This is a genomic window from Tsuneonella sp. HG094 (genome assembly GCF_053819285.1).
The window spans coordinates 1,747,715-1,765,401 of record NZ_JBSORA010000001.1 but is presented as its reverse complement, the minus strand read 5'-3'; the positions used below and the strand labels follow the sequence as shown (position 1 = coordinate 1,765,401).

Below are 17,687 nucleotides of genomic sequence, written 5' to 3'. Positions count from 1 at the left end.
ATGCGAAGCTAACACACGGTCGGCAGTTGGCAATGCTTCCTGCTAGAGCGCGTCCCCGGTCGCTACTCCGCTCGCCCATGCCCACTGGAAGTTATAGCCTCCGAGCCAGCCGGTCACGTCGACTGCCTCTCCGATCGCGTAGAGGCCGGGGACCGCCTTTGCCTCCATCGTCTTCGACGAGAGTTCGGCTGTGGAAATGCCGCCGACCGTGACCTCGGCCTTGGCGAACCCCTCGCTGCCGTTGGGGCGGAAGGTCCAGCGCGCAAGTCGGCCTTCCGCTTCGCGCAGGGCAGCGTCGGACTGGTTGCCGAGTTCACGGTCGAGCCCGAGCCGGTCGGCGAGTGTCAGCGCCAGCCGCTCGGGCAGGAGTTCGCGCAAGACGCTGCGCATGGTCGCCCGCGGCGCGGTGCGCTTCGCCTCGAGCAACCAGCCCGCCGCGCGATCTGGGAGAAAGTTCACCGCGACCTCCTCGCTCGGCCGCCAGTAAGACGAGGCCTGAAGGATCGCCGGGCCCGACAGCCCGCGATGTGTAAACAGCGCAGATTCGCGAAACGCGGCTTTCCCGGCGCTTGCGATCACTTCGGCCGAGACCCCCGAAAGCTCGCGAAAGAGCACGTCCTCGCCGCCGAGTGTCAGCGGAACAAGTGCGGGTCGCGGCTCGACGATCTTGAGTCCGAACTTGCGCGCGAGGTCGTAGGCGAAGCCGGTGGCGCCCATCTTTGGTATCGACGGGCCGCCGGTCGCTATCACCAGCGCAGGGGCGCGGTCATCTCCGACACGGAAAAAGTCGTCTGCGTGATCGGCCTCGATCGTCTCGACCCCGCAGCGCACCTCGACAGCGCCCTTGCCGCACTCCGCCAGCAGCATGTCCACGATCTGCCGCGCGGACCCGTCGCAGAAAAGCTGGCCCAGCGTTTTCTCGTGCCATGCGATGCCGTACGCTTCGATCAATTCAAGGAAATCGCGCGGGGTGTAGCGCGCCAGCGCGCTCTTGGCGAAGTGGGGATTGGCCGAGAGGTAATTCGCGGGACCGGCGCCGATGTTGGTGAAATTGCATCGCCCACCGCCAGAAATGAGGATCTTCTTCCCCACTTCCGCGCCTCGCTCCAACACCAACACTCGGCGCCCGCGCTGGCCGGCGCGTCCTGCACACATCAGGCCCGCGGCCCCGCCGCCAAGGATGATCGCATCGTAGTCCACGCCGGGCGCCTAGCGGAGGCAGACCCGGCGCGGAACCGCTATCAGGCGTCTTCGGGCACCTTCTGCTCCTCGAGCGCGGCGATCAGCGCCTGGCTGAAAGCCGGAATGTCGTCGGGATTGCGGCTGGTGATGAGGTTGCCATCGATGGCCACTTCCTGGTCGACCACGTGACCGCCTGCGTTCGCGAGATCGGTACGCACCGAAGGCCAGCCCGTCACCGTGCGACCGTCGACGATGTCGGCTTCGACCAGCAACCAGGGTGCGTGGCAGATCGCGGCGATCGGCTTGTCGGCATCGTTGAAGTCTTCGATCAGGTCGATGACGGTATCGTTCATTCGCAGGACGTCGGAATTCATCTGGCCGCCGGGCAGCAGCAGCGCATCGTAGTCGGCTGCCTCGACCTCATCGACAGTCAGGTCGACTTTCACCGGTCGGCCCCAGTCCTTCTGGTCCCAGCCTTTGATCTCGCCGTCCTCGAGGCTAGCGACGACGGTTTCGAAGCCGGCTGCCTCGAGGTTGGCCTTGGGCTTTTCCAGTTCCGATTGCTCGAAACCGTCGGTGGCGATAATCAGTACGCGCTTGGTCATGAGTGGACTCCTTCGGCCACCATACGCGTGGGGATAGCGGCGCGTTCCGCCGTTGAGCGGCGCCCCGTGCGGCTGCTAGGGCGGCTCGCATGGCAGACATCATCGAAGCCGAAAAAGACCCGTTCGACGCGATCGTCGATGCCCCGTTCGATAGCGCGCTGTCGGAGCGATACCTCGTCTATGCGCTGTCCACGATCACCGCGCGTTCGCTGCCCGACCTGCGCGATGGACTGAAGCCGGTCCACCGCCGCCTGCTGTGGGCGATGCGGCAATTGAAGCTCAACCCGAACGATGCGTTCAAGAAGTCGGCGCGCGTGGTCGGCGACGTGATCGGCAAGTACCATCCGCACGGCGATGCCTCGGTCTACGACGCGATGGTGCGCCTCGCGCAGGATTTCGCGCTCCGCTATCCGCTGGTCGAGGGGCAGGGCAACTTCGGCAACATCGACGGCGATAACGCCGCCGCCTATCGTTACACCGAGGCGCGGCTGACGCGCACCGCGATGCTGCTGATGCAGGGCCTCGACGAAGGCACGGTCGATTTCATCCCGACCTACAACGGCGAGGAGGAAGAGCCCGAGATCTTCCCCGGCCTGTTTCCCAATCTCCTCGCCAACGGATCCAGCGGGATCGCGGTCGGCATGGCGACCAACATCCCCAGTCACAACGTGGCCGAGGTGATCGATGCCGCTCTCGAACTGGTCGATAACCCGCACGCGGAACACGCGCGGCTGATGGAGCTGTTCAGGGGACCCGACTTCGCGACCGGTGGTCTCGTCGTCGACAGCGCCGAGGCGATCTCGGCCGCCTACGAGACCGGGCGCGGCAGCTTCCGGATGCGCGCGCGCTTCCACGCCGCCGAGGCGAAGGACGAGGTCGACCGCAATGCCGGGATCGAGCGGCTGGGCGGCGGGCAGTGGCAGCTGGTGGTCAGCGAAATTCCCTACCAGGTGGCCAAGGGCAAGCTGATCGAGCAGGTCGCGCAAGCGATCGCCGACAAGAAACTGCCGATCCTCGAGGACGTGCGCGACGAGAGCGACGAGAACGTCCGCATCGTTTTCGTGCCCAGGAGCCGCAACGTCGATCCCGAACTGCTCAAGGAATCGCTCTACAAGCTGACCGACCTCGAAACGCGCTTCGGACTCAACCTCAACGTGCTTGCCAACCTGTCCGGGGCCGGTCGGACGCCGATGGTGATGGGGCTGAAGGAAGTCCTGCTCCACTGGACCGCGAGCCAGATCGACATCCTCCAGCGCCGCAGCCGCCACCGGCTGGAGCAGATCGCCAAGCGGCTGGAGCTCGTCGAAGGCTACATCGTCGCCTACCTCAACCTCGACCGGGTGATCGAGATCATCCGCACCGAGGACGAGCCCAAGCCGATCATGATGGCCGAATTCGGCCTCACCGATCGGCAGGTCGAAGCGATCCTCAACATGCGGCTGCGCAGTTTGCGCAAGCTCGAGGAGATGGAGCTGCGGCAGGAGCGCGACGCGCTGCTCAAGGAGCAGGACGACCTCGAGAAGCTGCTGGGGTCGCCCGCCCGCCAGCGCACCCGCCTGCGCCGCGACCTCGAAAGTTTGCGCAAGGAATATGGTCCCGACACCGCGCTCGGTGCCCGTCGCACGACGATCGCGGAAGCCGCGCCGACGGTCGAGTTCAACCCCGATGCGATGATCGAAAAGGCACCGGTCACCGTGATCCTGTCGCAGAAGGGGTGGATCCGCGGGGCCAGCGGCCACCTGCCGCTCGACCAGGAGTGGAAGTACAAGGAGGGCGACGGTCCCGCCTTCGTGCTCCACGCGCAGACGACCGACAAGCTGCTGCTCGCGGCCGACGACGGGCGCTTCTACACGCTGGGCGCGGACAAGCTGCCGGGCGCACGCGGCTTCGGCGAACCCGTCCGCACGATGATCGACATCGACAGCGAGGCGCAGGTGATCGCCGCGCTGGTCCATCGGCCCAAGGGCCAGCTCCTGCTAGCAGCGTCGAGCGGCAAGGGCTTCGCGGCCGAGACCGACGAACTCCTCGCCGAAACGCGGAAAGGCCGCCAGGTCGTCAATCTCAAGCCCGGGCAGAAAGTCGTCGCCGTCCGCGAGATTGCCGCGGCGCACGATCACGTTGCGGTGGTCGGCGACAACCGCAAGCTGGTGGTGTTCCACTTGGAGGAAGTGCCGATCCTCGGCCGGGGCCAGGGCGTCACCCTCCAGCGCTACCGCGACGGGGGCTTGAGCGATGCGCTGACCTTCAGGCTCGAGGACGGGCTCAGCTGGGCGATGGGCGGCGATACCGGGCGGACGCGCACCGAGAGCGATATCTGGCAATGGAAGGTCGCGCGCGGAGCGGCGGGCCGCCTGCCGCCGCAAGGATTCCCCAAGAGCAATCGTTTCACGCAATAGAAACGGGCCGGACGCGTCTGCGCGCGTTCGGCCCGTTCAGCGACCCGAAGAGCTCGTGCCTGAAGCCCGGCCTTCGGTTGACATCGGTGTAAGATGGGCTGTCATCCAACGGCAACGATTGTGCGGCAAGACGACGCTATCGCAGGACGGTTGCGTCAATGAAGCGCTTCATCGAGTAGTTGTTCCACTCTTGTTCGGTCGGGGAAGCCTTCCTCGACCCAGCGGCGTTCGATCGCGCGCAGGATTCGGGCGACCTCCGGGCCCGCGCCCACGCCGCGAGCGACGATCTCCCCGCCCTTGAGCGGCAACTGCGGCACATCCCACCCGGCGAGGGGCGCAGGGTCGCCGCCGTTCAGGAGTAGCCGGTCCGTGGCGCAGTCGAGGCCGACCCGGTAGCCGAGCGCGCGCGGATCGTCGCTATCGCGCGTGTCGCGCGCGGCGGCGCAGGCGAGGCGGTCGCGCTGGCTGCGCGAGAGACGCAGGCGCGCCGCTACCGTTTCGGCGACGGGCGGCACCGCCGGCAGGAGCGCGGCAAGTCGGCGCATGGCGTCGGGTTCGATCCCTGCTGCCGCTTCCGCTGCGACGAGATCGGCCAGCTTGTCGACCTCGTGCTTGCCGCATTCGGGCAGGACGACCTGCATCACGCCGAGCGCGCGCATCCGTGCCACCGTCGGCGCGGGGTCGGGCAGGGCGAGCAGATTCTGCAATTCCCAGCCCACGCGTTCGCGGCTGAGGCCCTTGAGGCCTTGCGCCAGCTCGGCGCAGGCCTCTTCCGCCTCGGCATCGAGTTCGCTGCCGAAGCGCGTCTGGAAGCGGAAGTAGCGCAGCAACCGCAGGTAATCCTCGCGAATGCGGGCGCGGGCATCGCCGATGAAGCGAACGTGTCCTCGCGCAAGGTCGTCCACTCCGCCGAAATAGTCGTGGACCTCGAGGGTATCGGGATCGGCATAGAGTGCGTTTATCGTGAAATCGCGCCGCGCGGCATCGTCGCGCCAGTCGCTCGCGAAGGCGACCGTCGCGCGCCTGCCGTCGGTCGACACGTCCTTGCGCAGCGTCGTGATCTCGACGTTGCCGCCGTCGAGGATCGCGGTGACGGTGCCGTGGTCGATGCCGGTCGGGATCGTGCGGATGCCGACCGCATCGAGCCGGTCGATCACCTCGCGGGGTTCGAGCGGGGTTGCGGCATCGATATCGTGCGCCTCGCACCCCAGGAGCGTGTCGCGCACCGCCCCGCCGACCCAGCGCGCGTTGCCGGGGCCGAGCGCCGCAACGAGGCGGGCAAGCTCGGGGCGGCGGGTCCAGTCGGCGGCGGGCAGAACGGTGGCTGGGCTATCCGGCATCGAACAGCTCCGCCAGCGCCATCCGGCGCGACAGGTTGCCGATGATCGCCGCCGTGATTCCCCAGATCCGGTGCCCTTGCCAGACGATCTCGAAATAGGTTCGCTGGGCGCCCTCCCACTCGACGGTGCGCGGCGTGCGGTTGGCTGGGTCGAGCAGGTAGGCGAGCGGCGGCTCGAACCAGTCGGCGACTTCCAGGGGGTTGGGCCGGATCGGCAGGTCGGGCGGGACGACTGCGAGCACGGGCGTCACGTCGTAACCCGTCCGGGTGCGAAACGGATCGCTCGCGCCGATGACCCGCACGTCGCGCGGGTGGATGCCGAGCTCCTCGTGCGCCTCGCGCAGCGCTGCCTCGATCGCATCCTCGCCGGGATCGATCTTGCCGCCGGGAAAAGCGGCCTGGCCCGCGTGCGAGCGCATGGTTTCGGGCCGGTGGGTGAGGATGACGCCGGGCGACGCGCGCTCGGTCACCGCGATCAGGACCGCCGCGGGGCGTAGTTCGTCGGGCGGCGCCATGGCGTCTGTCAGGAGTTCGATTTCCTGCGCGTGCCCCGCCTCGAACACGCTGGCGAGGCGGTCGAACAGCGCGCTCATGTGGGCACCAGCGAAAAGGTCGCGCCTTCGCTCGCCACCCGCCAGTCGGCGTCGGCGAGGTGGGCGAGCTGTTCGTAGGTCGACCGGTTGAGCCGCGCCTCGCACCCGCGCCGCACCGCGAGGTAGAGCGCAGGCGTGTCCGCATCCCCGCGTGCGGTGAGCGGATGCTCGGGACCGGCGATCACGATCTCGTCGGTGTTGAGCCGGAACGCCAGCGCTCCGTCCTTCGCAGTCACGTCGACGGCCACGAAGGCGGCGTCCTCGACCGCGATCGAGAGCTTTTGCACCGGGGTGACGAGCCAATGGCCCTCCTCGTCGCGCAGCAGCAGCGAGGCAAAGGCGCGCACCATGGCCGGACGCGCGATCGGGCTGCCTTCGTGGGTCCAGCTGCCGTCGGCGCGGATCGCCATGTGGCTGTCGCCCGTCTCGCCGGGCGTCCACCGTTCGACCGGCGGTAGGGTGCGCGCGGCCACCGCATCGGCAAGCTCCGCCAGCGACATTCCGGCAATCTCGGGCGGCGGCTCGTAGGGCATCGTCGGGGGCGATGCCAGAAGCGCGTCAGTTCGCCAAGCGCGCTGCGCTCCACGGCCCCAGCATCCCCGCAGGCGGCAGGACGGCGGTGCTGGCACCCCGCACGAGCAGGCGGTCGGGGGACCACGGGCCCGGGCACTGCCAGCCGCGCGGCGCTTCGACGAACCCGAAGCGCCCGTAATAGGGCGCGTCGCCGATGAGGATTTGCGGCAGGGCCGCCGCCGGATCGATCGCGCCGAGCGACGCCGCCATCAGCGCCTTGCCATAGCCCTCGCCCTGGTGGCCGGGCAACACAGCGACGGGTCCGACCATCAGCAGCGGATGGTCGCGTCCGTCCGTCGCCTCGAGCGCGACTGGCCAGACCTGGATCGTGCCGACCAGCCAGTCATCCTCGTCGAGCGCGGCGAAACTGAGCGCGGGAAGCCAGTCGGTCCCCTCGCGGATGCGATACGACGTGCGCTGCCGGCGCTCGGGTTCGAACGCGGCGTCGAGCAGGTCTTCGACGAGGCGCGGTTCGACCGCGGCAAGGGGCACGATGCTGGGCATGGGGCGCGCGCCCTACGGCGGGGGCGAACGCCTGTCGAGGCAGAATCAGCCCGGACGGAGTGCGATCAGCCTTCCGCCGGACTTGTCCTCGAGGATCCATATCCGTCCATCGGGGCCTTCGAGGATATCGCGAACGCGGCGCTCCATTCCAATCCGCGCCAGCTCGCGTCCCTTCTCGCCCTCGAAGCCCACGCGCACGATGACGTTCGGCTTCATCCCGCCGACCAGCGCCTGACCCTTCCATTCCGGCTTCAGCTTGCCGGAATAGATGACGAAATCGCCGGGCGCGATGACTGGGTTCCAGCTTATCGCCGGTGCCGCGAACTCGGGCCGGTCGGCGTGGGGCGGAATGACCTTGCCATCGTAGTGATCGCCCTCGGAGACCACCGGCCATCCGTAGTTCGCGCCTTTCTTGACGAGATTGATCTCGTCGCCGCCAGCGGGCCCGTGCTCGAGATCCCACAACCGTCCCTGCGCGTCGAACTGCAGGCCGAGCACGTTGCGGTGTCCCCACGACCACACATCCTGCGCCTTGCCCGACTGTCCGCTCAACGGATTACCGGCTGCGGGCGTGCCATCGAGATTGAGCCGGACGATCGATCCGAGGTTGTTGGCAGTATCCTGTGCCGGCTGCATCTTCTGGCGGTCGCCGCTGGACACGAACAGGTATTTGCCATCGGGCGAGACGGCGATGCGGTGGGAGTAGTGCCCGCGCCCGGTGACCTTGGGCTGACGCCAGACGACGGCGAGATTGTCGATCCGGCACGCGTCGGCTTCTTCGCACACTAGGGTGCCGCGGCCGAGTGCGGCGCCGCGGGTGTCGTTGTCGCCCGCTTCGGCCCAGGTGAGATAGATCGTGCGGCGACCGAGCGTCCTGCTGCTCTCGGACGGAAGAAAGGCGACGTCGCCGAGCCCGCCCTGGCCGCCGTAGTCGACTTTGGGCAGCCCGGTCACCGTGCCGACCTTGCCGCTCTGCACGTCGACGAACTTCATCGTGCCCGCACGCTCTGTAATGAAGATCGTCTCGGTTCCGGGCGCGAAGGCTGCTGCCCAGGGCTCTTCGAATGCCCCGTATTCCTTCGAGGTGAAATCGCGTCCGCTCATCACGACCACCTCGCTTGCAGGTGCGGGCGTCGAGCGCGCATCGGCGGGAGTTTCCCCGGTCGATTGCGCGCCGCAGCTTGCGGCGGCGAACGCGGTGAAGGATATGGCGGCGAGGGAACACAGTCGCTTGGTCATGTTGTCAGGAACACCCCATCTCGGTTTTGGCTCCGCCCCACTCGTCGTCGGGGTCGACGAGGCGGGTCGCGGGCCTTTGGCCGGCCCGGTTGTCGCCGCTGCCGTCGCCTTGTGCAAGCCGCGTCCGGCGGGCCTCGACGATTCCAAGAAGCTCTGCGCCGCCACCCGTGCGCGGCTCGACTTGGCGGTCCGCCGCCGCTGCGCCTGGGCTGTCGGCGTGGTCGAGGTCGATGACATCGACCGGCTCAACATCTTCGGCGCGACGATGCTGGCGATGACGCTGGCAGTTGCCCGGCTGGCCGAAATGCTCGGCCGCGATCCGGAACTGGTGCTGGTCGACGGCAATCTCACCCCGCACGGACGCCGGCCGGAATGGCGCTGGGCAGCGCGTCCGATCGTCGGCGGCGACGGCAAGGAACCAGCGATCGGCGCGGCCTCGATTGTCGCCAAGGAATGGCGCGACCGGCTGATGGCCGACCACGCCCGCGCGCATCCCCACTACGGATGGGAGCGCAACAAGGGCTACGGGACGCCCGACCACCTTGCCGCCCTCCGCGCGCACGGCCCGTGCCCGCTCCACCGCCGCAGCTTCGCTCCGGTGGCGCAGGCAGACCTCTTCGCGGCTTGAGACCGCGTCCGCTCAGGCCAGCCGACGCCCGATCCTGAACGATACGGGAGCGTAATGGCCTGTCGAGGGTACGATGGGCCGCAGGATCACTTCGTCGGCTGCGGGACCGAGCAGCAATCCGTCGATTTCTCCCGCAACCGAACCGTCGGCAGCGGCGAGCTTGCCGGCAAATCGCGTGCGGTCCTGCGACAAGACGACATCGTGCAGGATCATCTGCGTGGGACCGGGCGAACTTCGTGTGACATCGATGTGCCCGCTTACCGCTCCGGTTGCGAAGTCGATCTTGAGCGCGTCGTTGGTCCCCAAGGTGTACGACACGCTGCCACTCGTCGGCACCGAAGCGGACGGTGTAGGGATGCCGTAGAAGAATTCCGAGACGAGGTAGGGAAACGCCCCCTTGTCGACAGGGCTGGCAAGGCTTCCGGCCATGGCAAAGCGTGCTGGCTGATCCGCCACGTATGGCAGCGACAGGTAGAGGTCGCCGTTGAAGACGGAGACCACGATGCTGTTCACGTCTCCGTTCGGTCGGGTTCCAACTGTTCGCGCCTGGGCCAGGGTGAAGTTGGCCTGGCCCAGCCCTTTCACTTGCAAGGCGAAGGCATCGGGCGGGGTGAAACCCAGTGCGACATCGGCCTTCGGATCCCATGTCGCCGGGTCGGCGGAGAAATCCCACCCGGTCCCGGTCGAGCGAACGGTGAATCCGACCGCGACGAACGTTGTCGCAACCGTAGCGCCCAGCGTGCCGAAAGTCCCCACCGGTGGCGGGGGAGGAGGTGGGGGCGGGGGTGGTGGCGGCGGAGGAGGAGGTGGCGGCGGGGGCGGGGTGACCGCCGTGGGCGGTGAGCCCGACGAACTGCCGCCGCCGCAGCCGCCGAGGATGACGACTCCGAGTGCCGCGAGAGTGTTGCGCCGCGAAATATCGTGCATGGTAAGTACCCTCCTTCGAGAGCACATTCATCGATCGATGCGGCAGCCGAAGCCATGATGGAGGGGCGATCTTTGACCGATGGTTTGCCGATGCGGGGTCAATCGGACCGCGAAAAGGCGCGGCTGCGCATGCTTTCGACATACAGGCGCGCCATGCGCTCCTGGGTTTCGGGGCCGCCGATGGGACCGCCCCGTGCCGTCGGCGTGCCAAGCTCGGTCCGTTGATTCGTCCGCGGGAACGGTAGTGGGGGGCGCGGTCGTCCCAGGAAGGCGCAGAGGGGTTCCCACCCGTCCGCCGGGTCGAACACGAGCAAGCGGTCGGGCGAGAGGCTCGCGACCACCTCGGCATTGCGCGCGGCATACCAGTCGGTGATCGCGGGACGGTCGTCGGGTTCGGTCGGGAGCCGATCGAAGATCGTCGCTTCCATCAGCGGACCGACAAGTCCTGCATTCCAGCTCTCCCTGGCGGAGGGCGCGAAGATCGTGCCCGATACCGATTCGTACCACGCATCCGGCGACCGGGTGGTAAGCACCACTTTCGCGTCCGGGTAATGGGCGGCGATCTCTCGCCAGAAGCTCGCCGAGGGGTAATCGCTCGTACTGCGAAAACCGGCGAAGATCGCATCCCAATCGGGCAAGCCGTCCGCTGCGTCGAGCCAGAGCGGTACTTGCCGACGCAAGCCGGCGAACACTTCCGTCATATGGTGGCACGGCCCGAAACCGAGCGCTTCGAGCGCGAATTTCATCGACAGGGTGGCATTCCGACCGAGGCCGGCGGCGATCACCTCGATTGTCATCCGCGCGCCTCCGTTCGCCGATGGGAACGACTGCGATGTGCGCGCAAGCGGCCCGCCCGGCAAGGCGCATCCCGCCGCGCGGAAAATCGCGTCGATAGAGTCTTCCGCGCCACACCCCACGATATCGAGCCACCGGATTCCGCGCGGACTCAACATCTTGTGGCGGACACCTTCTGTTCCGTCTCACATCCGGGGCGTCAGATCGCAGCCCCGCAAACTCCGCGCTTGACCTCGAGTCCGCGAGGACTCACCCTGTGGATAAGTTGAATCGGGGGTAATGAGGGAATGGGGGTCTTGGAGACCACGAAGGTGCGCGCGCGCCGCGCCCCGAACGCGGAAACCGTGCGTGCGGAGCTACCGCTCGGACGGATTCTCGCAGGCGACTGCGTGGAGGCGATGCGCCGGCTGCCCGATGCTTCGGTCGACCTCGTGTTCGCCGATCCGCCGTACAACCTGCAACTCGGCGGCGACCTCAACCGGCCAGACGGCAGCCATGTCGACGCGGTGACCGACCACTGGGACCAGTTCGCCAGCTTCAAGGCATACGACGATTTCACCCGCGCCTGGCTGACCGAGGCGCGCCGCGTGCTCAAGCCCGACGGCGCGCTGTGGGTGATCGGCAGCTACCACAACATCTTCCGCGTCGGCGCGATCCTGCAGGACCTGGGGTTCTGGATTCTCAACGACGTCGTCTGGCGCAAGACCAACCCCATGCCCAACTTCAAGGGCACCCGCTTCACCAACGCGCACGAAACGCTGATCTGGGCGAGCATGGGCGAGAAGAGCCGCTACCAGTTCAATTATCGCGCGATGAAGACGCTCAACGACGAACTGCAGATGCGCAGCGACTGGACCTTCCCGATCTGCTCGGGCGGGGAGCGGCTCAAGGACGACAGCGGACACAAGGCGCACCCGACGCAGAAGCCCGAGGCGCTGCTCTACCGCGTGCTGCTGGCGACGACCGAGAAGGGCGACGTCGTGCTCGACCCGTTCTTCGGCACCGGCACCACCGGGGCAGTGGCCACGCGGCTGGGCCGCGAATGGATCGGCTGCGAGCGCGAGAGCGCGTATCGCCAGGTCGCGACACGGCGCATCGAAAAGGAATTGCCGCTCGACGAAAGCGCGCTTGCGACGATGCAGTCGCCCCGCAACGCGCCGAAAGTCGCGTTCGGTGCGGTGGTCGAGGCGGCACTGCTGCCGCCGGGCACCGAAGTGTTCGACAGGAAGCGCCGCTGGATCGCCACCGTGCGCGCCGACGGGTCGCTGTCGTGCGGCTCGCAGAGCGGATCGATCCACGGTCTCGGCAAGGAGGTGCAGGGCGCGCCGAGCTGCAACGGCTGGGCATTCTGGCATTACGAGGCGGGCGGACAGGTGAAGCCGATCGACGCCGCGCGCCAGCTCTACCTGCTCGGCGTCGAGGACTAGAATTTTCGCTGTCCTACAAGCGGCGTCCCGTGCAAGACCGGCACATGCCATTCGTGTCCTCGATCATGTCCGCACGGTGCGATCATGACACGCCCGGTGCCGCGCGGGTCGACCGGCAGTTCTGGTGTATACTTCGTGTCACCTTTGGCGCGGTGACGGCATGAGCGACCGCCTTTACCTGATGCCAATCGGCCTTGCGGCCAGCCCGCAGGACGAGGAAGGCGATTGCGTCCGCCTTGCCGGGGGGCTGGTGTACGCGCATCGGTTCGCCGCGATCGTGCGGCGGGGCGGGGCTGTCGTGGCGCGGCACCGGTTCACGGCTGAAAGCGCGGCGAACATCTTTGTGAACCTGCCCGAGGCATTGGTCGCCGAGGCGGAGACACAGTGGGCGAACCTGCGGGCCGCGCATCCGCCGCTCCAGCTCGGCAACCGGACGATCCGGCTCGACCAGCCGCAGGTTGCGGGCATCCTCAATGTCACACCAGACAGCTTCTCCGACGGGGGTGCGTTCCTCGACCGGCCCGAAGAGGGCGCGGCGCATGCGGCGAAGATGCTCGAGGCTGGCGCGGCCCTCGTCGATATCGGCGGCGAGAGCACGCGCCCCGGCGCACCGGCGGTGTGGGAGGGCGACGAGATCGCGCGCGTGGTACCGGCGGTCGAGTATTGCGCCGCGATGGGGGCCGCGATCGCGGTCGACACCCGCCGGGCTGCGGTGATGAACGCCGCGCTCGATGCGGGCGCGCAGATGCTCAACGACGTGTCCGCGCTGCGGCACGATCCCAACATGGCGGAACTTGCCGCGGCGCGCGGATGCCCGGTCGTGCTGATGCACGCGCCCGGTTCCGGCGATGACCTCCACGCCGACGGCGACTATCGGGCGGTCGTGCTCGACGTGTTCGACTGGCTCGCGGCCCGACGCGACGAAGCGGTCGCCAGCGGCATCGCGCGCGAGCGGATCGTGCTCGATCCGGGTATCGGCTTCGGCAAGACGCTTGCCGACAATCTCGCGCTTCTCAATGCGCTGCCGCTTTTCCATGCGCTCGGCCAGCCGGTCATGTTGGGGGCGAGCCGCAAGCGGATGATCGGCGCGCTCAGCAACGAGGCCGCCGCGCACGAGCGGCTCGGCGGCAGCGTCGCGCTCGCACTCAAGGGCATGGATGCGGGCGTCCAGCTCATTCGTGTCCACGACGTGGCCGAGACGGTTCAGGCGCGCAACGTGTGGCGGGGCCTGCGCGACGCCGCGCTAACCGATTTCTCCGGGCTGCCGGCGTAGGTCCGCCGCGGCGTCAGGCCGTTTCGTTTTCCTCGATGTAGGTCTCGGCGTCCTTGAGCTTGCGCTCGTACTCGTCCTCGTGCGCGGACTCGAAAGCAAGATACTGGATCGCCAGTTCGACGCGGGTCTTCAGCGGCACCGTGCGGCGGAAGTCGGTCAAGCCCTGGCGCTCTTCCTCGCTCATGTGGTGCGAGTTGTCGTAGTTGCATTTGTCGACCCAGTGCCACCACATCTTCGATCCCGGCTTGTGGCGCATCGCCTCCTCGGCGGCGATGGCGATCTTGTTGTGATCGTCGATCGCATCTTCGGTCGTTTCGGCGGCGCTCGGCGAATCCACCGCGCCTTTGCCCTTCTTGAGAAGGGTCGGGTAGAAGAACCGCTCCTCCGCCTCGGCGTGCGCCTCAAGGAAGTTTTTGAGCTTGGTGAAGATCTTGCCGAGCGCTTGCGCGTCGTCCTTCGCCTCGTCGAGGGCGGCGAACATCATCCGCTGGCGCGCGTGGTCGGCATAGATGCAATCGACGATATCCATCGGTCGGTTTCCCTCTTGTTCGAGCTTTGCACTTCGAACGGGAAACCCGCGCGCCGGTTCCGCTAGAGCGAGTAACCGCCGTCGCTCACCAGCACAGCGCCCGTGATCGTCGCGGCGGCGCTCGACAGCAGGAAACCCGCCTGCCCGGCAATCTCCGCCGCGCTGGCATAGCGGCCGAGAGGTGTGGCCATCTTCGCCATCGCCTCCAGCGCGGCTGACCGGTCGCCGCGGTGTTCGGTCACAAAGTCGCAGAAGAACGGGGTCTGGTCCCACATCGGAGTGTCGACCCCGCCCGGCGCGATTGCGTTGACGCGCACGCGGCGCGGGGCGACTTCCTTGGCAGCCACCTTGGCAAGCTGGATCAGCGCCGCCTTCGACGCGCCGTAGGCCGCCGTGCCCGGCTCGGCCTTGATGCCCGAAACCGACGCGGTCACGACCACGCTGCCGCCATCACGGATCGCGGCGAGCGCGTGCTTGAGCGACAGGAACGCGCCGTCGAGGTTGATCGAGAGCATCGCCCGCCAATCGACGAACGACAGGTCGCCAATCGCGCCGCCGCCGGCGATCCCGGCGTTGATGATGGCATGATCGAGTTGGCCGAAGTCGATCGCATCCCAGAACGCCGGCTCGGCAACGTCGCCTACATGCCGCTCGAACGCGCAGGGAAGGTCGAGCGCCGCAAGCCCGGCTTCGTCACGGTCCACCACCACGAGCCGCGCGATCCCGCGGTCGGCAAGCCACACGCACAGTGCGAGGCCGATGCCCGATGCGGCACCGGTGACGAGCGCACTGCGCCCGGCGAATTCGGATTGCTGGTCTGTCATGCAGACCGACTAACCGCTCAGGCGGCGTTATCGATCCCAAGATCGCCCAGCTTGCGGTAGAGCGTCGAGCGCCCGATTCCGAGGCGACGGGCGACTTCGGTCATCCGCCCGCGGTAGTGCCCGATGGCAAGACGGATCACGTCGGCCTCGATTTCCTCGAGGCTGCGCAGGTTGCCGTCCTCGGCATACAGCATCACCCCGACGCCGTCCTGGCGGGGATCGCGGCTTTCGACCGCCTCGCCCAGCATCTCGGACAGTTGCGGGAAACTGTCGGCCGTCAGTGCCTCGCCGTCGCAGAATACTGCCGCGCGGAACAGCACCGCCTGGAGCTGGCGGACATTGCCCGGCCAGTCGAATGCGGCAAGGAGCGCCAGCGCGCCGTCGGTAATGGTCAGCGCCTTCAGGCCCGGCTGCTCGCCGATCCGGGTAAGGAAATGGCGGGAGAGCGCCTGGATATCGCCCGTCCGCTCGCGCAGCGGCGGCAGCGTGATCGTGGTGGCGGCGAGCTGGGCGTGGAGCGCCGGATGGAAATACCCCGCATCGCCCAGCGTGGTCAGCGGCAGATTGCTCGCCGAAATCACCCGCAGGTCGATCTTGAAGCCGTGCCTCGCGCCGATCGGGCGGACCACGCCGGTCGAGAGGACCTCTGCCAGGCGTTCCTGTACCGCCATGTTCAGTCGGTCGACCTCGTCGAGGACGAGCGTCCCGCCGTCGCACTGCTGGATCGCGCCGATCTGGCGTTCGAACGCGCCGGGAAAGGCGTTCTGTTCGTGCCCGAACAACACCGATTCGATCGAATTGGCCGGAACGGCGCGGGCGTTGATCAACCGGAACGGCGTCTTGGCGCGCGGACTGGCGGCGTGCATCGCGCGCACGAGCATTTCCTTGCCGGTGCCGCTTTCGCCTTCGATCAGAACGTTGCCGTGGCCGCGCGCGGTCTTGGCCGCCTTGGCCAGCGCGGCGCGGAAGTTGGGTGCGGTGCCGATCATCGCATCGAAATCGAGCACCTGGCCGAGCTTCTCGGTCAGCGGCTGCAATTCGTCGCGCGGCGCCTCGCGCTTGGAGGCGCTGCGGAGCGCCTGCATCAGCCGGTCGGGTGCGACCGGCTTGATGAGATAATCGGTTGCGCCCGCCCGCATAGCCTCGACCGCGAGGAGCGGGCTGGCGCTGGCGGTGAGCATCAGGATCGGCAGCGCGGGACGGCGGGCCTTGAGCTCCTCGATCAGGCGGCAGGCGTCGTCGCCCGGCACCCACTGGTCGAGGATGATCGCGGAAAGCTGCATCCCCTGCCGCGTGCCGAGCGTGGCGATCGCGGTTTCCGAATCGGCGACCACGATCGTGCGCCACCCCTCACGCGCGGCGAGCGCGGCGATGAGTCGGCTCTGCGCCGGTTCGTCGTCGATCAGCATCAGCAGTCGATTGTCGCCGTCGGTCATGTGCCGTGTGTCCCGTCCTGAAACAGACCGACCCATTAGGGGACAGGAGTAAAGGTCCGCTTAAGACCCAAAGTCCGGTGTCGGCGGGCTTGAGCGCGGCGTCGCACCGCGATAGGGGATGCGCCGACCACATTTCAGGGGTGAGACTACGACGATGGCAACCGGCAACGACATGAAAGCGCACGCGGGCACCTATGGCGGCTTCATAACGCTGCTCAAGTGGAGCGTTCCGATCATCGCCGTGCTGACGCTTCTCATCGTGCTAGCCATAGCCGAGTGACGGCCGCTCCGGTGCGGATCGCCGTCCTACGGGAAACCGCCTCGGGTGAGACACGGGTCGCCCTGACCCCCGAGACAGCAAAGAAGTTCATCGCGCTGGGCGCGGCCGTCGCGGTAGAAAGCGGCGCGGGGCTTGCCGCAAGCATCCCCGATGCCGCTTACGTCGATGCAGGGGCCGAGGTCGGCCCGGCGGCGAGCGTGGTAAAGGGCGCGGATATCGTCATGGGCGTGCAGGCGCCCGATATTGCTGCGCTGACAGGTGCCAACCCCGGTGCGTGGGTCGCGGCGACATTCGACCCGTTCGCCCGCAAGGACCGGGTCGATGCGTATGCGAGCGCCGGGCTCGAAGCGCTGTCGATGGAATTCATGCCGCGCATCACCCGCGCGCAGTCGATGGACGTGCTTTCCAGCCAGTCGAACCTAGCCGGATACAAGGCGGTGATCGCAGCGGCCGATACCTATGGCCGAGCCTTTCCGATGATGATGACCGCCGCAGGCACCGTGCAGGCGGCCAAGGTCTTCGTGATGGGAGTGGGCGTTGCGGGCCTGCAGGCGATCGCCACCGCGCGGCGCCTCGGTGCCCAGGTTTCCGCCACCGACGTGCGTTCGGCCACCAAGGAGCAGATCCAGTCGCTCGGCGCGAAGGCGATCTTCGTCGAGAGCGTCGCCGGGATCGAGGGCGAAGGCGCCGGCGGCTATGCCACCGAGATGAGCGAGGAGTACCAGAAGGCGCAGGCCGAACTGGTATCCGGCCATATCGCCAAGCAGGACATCGTCATCACGACCGCGTTGATCCCTGGTCGCGCCGCTCCCCGGCTGGTCAGCGACGCACAGATCGCCTCGATGCGGCCGGGCAGCGTGATCTACGACCTTGCGGTCGCGCAGGGCGGCAACGTCGAAGGCTCGGTCGCGGACCAAGTGGTCGAGAAGCACGGCGTGAAGATCGTCGGCTATGCCAACACGCCCGCGACGCTGGCCGCCGACGCCTCGGCGCTGTTTTCGCGCAACCTCTACAACTTCCTCTCCGCGTTCTGGGACAAGGAGCAGGGCAAGCCGGTCCTCGACGATGAAATCGGCGATGCGGTGCGGCTCACGCGCGGGGGCGCGGTGGTGAGCGAGAGGCTGAAGGGGGCCTGAG

Annotated in this window: 18 protein-coding genes; 6 read left to right on the top strand and 12 right to left on the bottom strand. The window is 67.6% G+C overall.

Features of this window, described 5'->3' with window-relative positions; translation table 11 throughout:
• Window positions 1-42: 42 nt before the first annotated feature.
• Window positions 43-1,155: an NAD(P)/FAD-dependent oxidoreductase gene (locus ACWPMX_RS08955; protein WP_455700757.1), complete on the bottom strand. Its 1,113-nt coding sequence runs from the start codon at window positions 1,153-1,155 to the stop codon at window positions 43-45.
• An 86-nt stretch (window positions 1,156-1,241) separates the two neighbouring features.
• Entirely contained in the window at window positions 1,242-1,787 is a 546-nt protein-coding gene (locus tag ACWPMX_RS08950; RefSeq protein WP_455699685.1) for a type 1 glutamine amidotransferase domain-containing protein, read from the bottom strand.
• Between the two features lie 89 nt (window positions 1,788-1,876).
• On the opposite strand from ACWPMX_RS08950, the gene parC reads away from it, so the two are divergent.
• A complete protein-coding gene (gene parC, locus ACWPMX_RS08945) occupies window positions 1,877-4,183 on the top strand; it encodes a DNA topoisomerase IV subunit A (RefSeq protein WP_455699684.1) in 2,307 nt (768 codons plus the stop codon).
• 155 nt (window positions 4,184-4,338) lie between these two features.
• Here the strand turns inward: parC and ACWPMX_RS08940 are convergent, their stop codons facing one another.
• From ACWPMX_RS08940 to ACWPMX_RS08920, 5 genes are read right to left on the bottom strand one after another with little or no spacing between them, the layout of a single operon-like run.
• Window positions 4,339-5,523 carry a CCA tRNA nucleotidyltransferase gene (locus tag ACWPMX_RS08940; protein ID WP_455699683.1) on the bottom strand — a complete coding sequence of 395 codons (1,185 nt, stop codon included), beginning with the start codon at window positions 5,521-5,523 and terminating at the stop codon, window positions 4,339-4,341.
• Window positions 5,513-6,115, bottom strand: coding sequence for a CoA pyrophosphatase (locus tag ACWPMX_RS08935; RefSeq protein ID WP_455699682.1), 603 nt, complete (start codon window positions 6,113-6,115; stop codon window positions 5,513-5,515). Before ACWPMX_RS08935 ends, ACWPMX_RS08940 begins: the two co-directional genes overlap by 11 nt.
• A complete protein-coding gene (locus ACWPMX_RS08930; RefSeq protein ID WP_455699681.1) occupies window positions 6,112-6,648 on the bottom strand; it encodes a DUF1285 domain-containing protein in 537 nt (178 codons plus the stop codon). The genes ACWPMX_RS08935 and ACWPMX_RS08930 overlap by 4 nt, the downstream gene beginning before the upstream one ends.
• 25 nt (window positions 6,649-6,673) lie before the next feature.
• Window positions 6,674-7,192, bottom strand: coding sequence for a GNAT family N-acetyltransferase (locus ACWPMX_RS08925; protein ID WP_455699680.1), 519 nt, complete (start codon window positions 7,190-7,192; stop codon window positions 6,674-6,676).
• A gap of 45 nt (window positions 7,193-7,237) precedes the next feature.
• The gene (locus ACWPMX_RS08920; RefSeq protein ID WP_455699679.1) at window positions 7,238-8,431 is read right to left on the bottom strand and encodes a PQQ-dependent sugar dehydrogenase; all 1,194 of its coding nucleotides are present in this window, start codon (window positions 8,429-8,431) and stop codon (window positions 7,238-7,240) included.
• On the opposite strand from ACWPMX_RS08920, the gene ACWPMX_RS08915 reads away from it, so the two are divergent.
• A complete protein-coding gene (locus ACWPMX_RS08915) occupies window positions 8,430-9,059 on the top strand; it encodes a ribonuclease HII (protein WP_455700756.1) in 630 nt (209 codons plus the stop codon). The genes ACWPMX_RS08920 and ACWPMX_RS08915 overlap by 2 nt on opposite strands.
• A 12-nt stretch (window positions 9,060-9,071) precedes the next feature.
• Here ACWPMX_RS08915 and ACWPMX_RS08910 read toward each other — a convergent pair whose 3' ends face one another.
• Both ACWPMX_RS08910 and ACWPMX_RS08905 read right to left on the bottom strand, forming a co-directional pair.
• Window positions 9,072-9,986: a hypothetical protein gene (locus tag ACWPMX_RS08910; RefSeq protein WP_455699678.1), complete on the bottom strand. Its 915-nt coding sequence runs from the start codon at window positions 9,984-9,986 to the stop codon at window positions 9,072-9,074.
• Between the two features lie 98 nt (window positions 9,987-10,084).
• Window positions 10,085-10,783 (bottom strand): sulfotransferase family protein, encoded by a 699-nt coding sequence (locus ACWPMX_RS08905; RefSeq protein WP_455699677.1) that lies wholly within the window; start codon window positions 10,781-10,783, stop codon window positions 10,085-10,087.
• Between the two features lie 285 nt (window positions 10,784-11,068).
• Here ACWPMX_RS08905 and ACWPMX_RS08900 point away from each other — a divergent pair, with 285 nt between their 5' ends.
• Together ACWPMX_RS08900 and folP are read left to right on the top strand one after the other, a co-directional pair.
• Window positions 11,069-12,208, top strand: coding sequence for a DNA methyltransferase (locus ACWPMX_RS08900; protein ID WP_455699676.1), 1,140 nt, complete (start codon window positions 11,069-11,071; stop codon window positions 12,206-12,208).
• 160 nt (window positions 12,209-12,368) lie between these two features.
• On the top strand, window positions 12,369-13,481 hold the full coding sequence (gene folP / locus ACWPMX_RS08895) for a dihydropteroate synthase (RefSeq protein ID WP_455699675.1): 1,113 nt from the start codon (window positions 12,369-12,371) through the stop codon (window positions 13,479-13,481).
• A gap of 13 nt (window positions 13,482-13,494) precedes the next feature.
• On the opposite strand, the gene ACWPMX_RS08890 is transcribed toward folP, so the two are convergent.
• The 3 genes from ACWPMX_RS08890 to ACWPMX_RS08880 all read right to left on the bottom strand — a co-directional run bounded on the left by ACWPMX_RS08890 (window position 13,495) and on the right by ACWPMX_RS08880 (window position 16,270).
• Window positions 13,495-14,010 (bottom strand): hemerythrin domain-containing protein, encoded by a 516-nt coding sequence (locus ACWPMX_RS08890; protein ID WP_455699674.1) that lies wholly within the window; start codon window positions 14,008-14,010, stop codon window positions 13,495-13,497.
• A 62-nt stretch (window positions 14,011-14,072) separates the two neighbouring features.
• Window positions 14,073-14,834 (bottom strand): SDR family NAD(P)-dependent oxidoreductase, encoded by a 762-nt coding sequence (locus tag ACWPMX_RS08885; protein ID WP_455699673.1) that lies wholly within the window; start codon window positions 14,832-14,834, stop codon window positions 14,073-14,075.
• A 17-nt stretch (window positions 14,835-14,851) separates the two neighbouring features.
• Window positions 14,852-16,270 carry a sigma-54-dependent transcriptional regulator gene (locus ACWPMX_RS08880; RefSeq protein WP_455699672.1) on the bottom strand — a complete coding sequence of 473 codons (1,419 nt, stop codon included), beginning with the start codon at window positions 16,268-16,270 and terminating at the stop codon, window positions 14,852-14,854.
• A gap of 118 nt (window positions 16,271-16,388) precedes the next feature.
• On the opposite strand from ACWPMX_RS08880, the gene ACWPMX_RS08875 reads away from it, so the two are divergent.
• Both ACWPMX_RS08875 and ACWPMX_RS08870 read left to right on the top strand, forming a co-directional pair.
• Window positions 16,389-16,550: an aa3-type cytochrome c oxidase subunit IV gene (locus ACWPMX_RS08875; protein WP_455699671.1), complete on the top strand. Its 162-nt coding sequence runs from the start codon at window positions 16,389-16,391 to the stop codon at window positions 16,548-16,550.
• Between the two features lie 11 nt (window positions 16,551-16,561).
• Window positions 16,562-17,686, top strand: coding sequence for an NAD(P) transhydrogenase subunit alpha (locus ACWPMX_RS08870; RefSeq protein WP_455700755.1), 1,125 nt, complete (start codon window positions 16,562-16,564; stop codon window positions 17,684-17,686).
• Window position 17,687 lies beyond the last annotated feature (1 nt).